The organism is Erwinia sp. JUb26, assembly GCF_003751505.1.
In the GTDB taxonomy this organism is placed as follows: Bacteria; Pseudomonadota; Gammaproteobacteria; order Enterobacterales; family Enterobacteriaceae; genus Erwinia.
Map to the genome: position 1 here is coordinate 1 of NZ_RJVB01000021.1, position 1,967 is coordinate 1,967.

Below are 1,967 nucleotides of genomic sequence, written 5' to 3' on the forward strand. Positions count from 1 at the left end.
AACCCGTCCGAATCCCGGAACACTCCCATTTACGTTACGATCGAATATCACTGTGTTTTCATTTATTCGGTATACCTGCTTCAGAAAAGGGAGATCCTCCGGATCGACTGTAGGACTATTTTTCAACTCCTGCTCACGTAAGCGAACACGTTGCTCAAACGCCGGAGGATACAGTCGCTTGCTGGATATTCTCATCTCATTGATATTAACCTGACCCACCGCCGCGTTATTAAATGAAACGGGTACATCAAAAAGGTAACGACCGAGACACTGAGGTTTGGTCTGCTCAAAAAGTTTATTTGTCATTTGTTTTTCCTCTGCCGTTGAAGGGGCTGCCGGCCACGGACGGATGAGCAACCAGATAATCGTAAAAAGGATGAGTAGGATAACTATCAGTCCCAGCCACATATGCCTTACCCGCATGAGGTCACCTCACTGGCCATTTTTATAATCGAGCGTAATGTAAACTTCATTGCTACAGAGAGGCCGTTTTCCGTATCAGTATCTCCCACGGCATAAGCACCCTCATGATCGACATCGGCAGCGAGCAGTGAACGGATCCCGGAAAATGCGATACGCCCGGCACGTAGGGGTACGGTTCCGTCGCCCGCGCCGCCGGAGGAGGTTAATTCAAAGGTTTTACCCGCTACGTGACGGTATACGGGGAGGTCTAAAGGCATGCCCATCACCGGCCTTGGTGCCGGGATCTGCTGCCATATCAGATGATCGTCCGAAGGGTATTTTTCACTGGCACCGTAAAATGCGTAGGTACTGGAATGATATTTACCGTTTAACTTTTCGATAAAATTTTCTGCATCCTTTTTTATCCTGCTCTGATAGGCTTTCCATTCCTTATCCACATCATCCAGCAATAAGTCTTTCTCGCACAGTCGCCACCAGTCACTCTCATTAAGATAAATTTCCGTATAAGGATCAGACTTCGGCTTATCCATCTTTTCCGTAGCGCTGTGAATTTTCAGCCATCCCATCCCGTAGGCCTTACCCGGCAGCAGCTGGAGCGGGCCGGGTGACTGGGCCAGCACGGGCATCAGGTTCGCCGCGTCGGCACCAATTACCGCCCCGACAATACCCCGCTCCCCGGTTTTCATCCGACGATATGCCGCCGGAGAGCCCAGATCCGGCATCACTCCGTGTACGATGCCCAGGATGTTTCCCCGGCCGTTCATATTTTCTGAATAATGCCGGGCCACCAGACCGCCCATGGAGTGAGTCACCAGTATGACTTTATTAACAGCAAGTCTGCCGCGGTAAGTACCTAATACCTTTTTTATATATCGGTCGAGATTATCGGCCGAATCGGCATTTGACTTCAGCCAGTTATAGCCAAAAACATGGACGGGAAAAAGATAATCGTAACTCCGCCTGACCTCAGCCTCCGTCAGCGCCTCTTCGCCTTTCTCTGCCCCTAAGTCTTCACCAATCAGTAACTGTCGGGCCGTTCGCCTTCGGGTACCATCGATCAGGTTATCAATCAGAATATGACCATCATTCAACATACATTGCAGAATATGCAGCGGCTCACCGTAGCTTTTAAAAAGCGCACTGCCCCAGCCGCGCGCCGTTCTGGAGGGAAACATCCTGCCATCGAGATCGTCGTAAAGTACCTTACCCGTTAAATCGACTTCGGTCGCAAAGGGATTCAGCAGCACCTTTCTCTCTTCTTTCGTTTTATTAATCCATGCCAGAGTATCAACGCCTTGGTACATATCCGCATACCAGACTTTTTCAGGCGAATTTATCTTTTTGAGATTCGATCCCATGACCCCCGGCAGAAAAATTACTGGTATCACCTTTTCCGCCACTTTTGGACAGGCAACCACCAGATTGTCTTCAGCTCTGGCATTGGGCAGACTGTAGTAAGCCCGTCCATTTTCATCGTATTCAGGTCGGATCACGATCTCTTTTTCTGCTACTTGCATCATGGTTATTTCCCTTCTTCGAACCGT

Annotated in this window: 1 protein-coding gene and 1 pseudogene; both read right to left on the reverse strand. The window is 49.5% G+C overall.

The features are described 5' to 3' along the window. Window positions 1–306, reverse strand: a pseudogene (locus EC836_RS24530) (hypothetical protein); the annotation flags it as partial. A gap of 107 nt (window positions 307–413) precedes the next feature. Then, window positions 414–1,967 (reverse strand): esterase/lipase family protein (locus tag EC836_RS24535; RefSeq protein ID WP_370348530.1); only part of this gene is annotated, 1,554 nt, incomplete at its 5' end.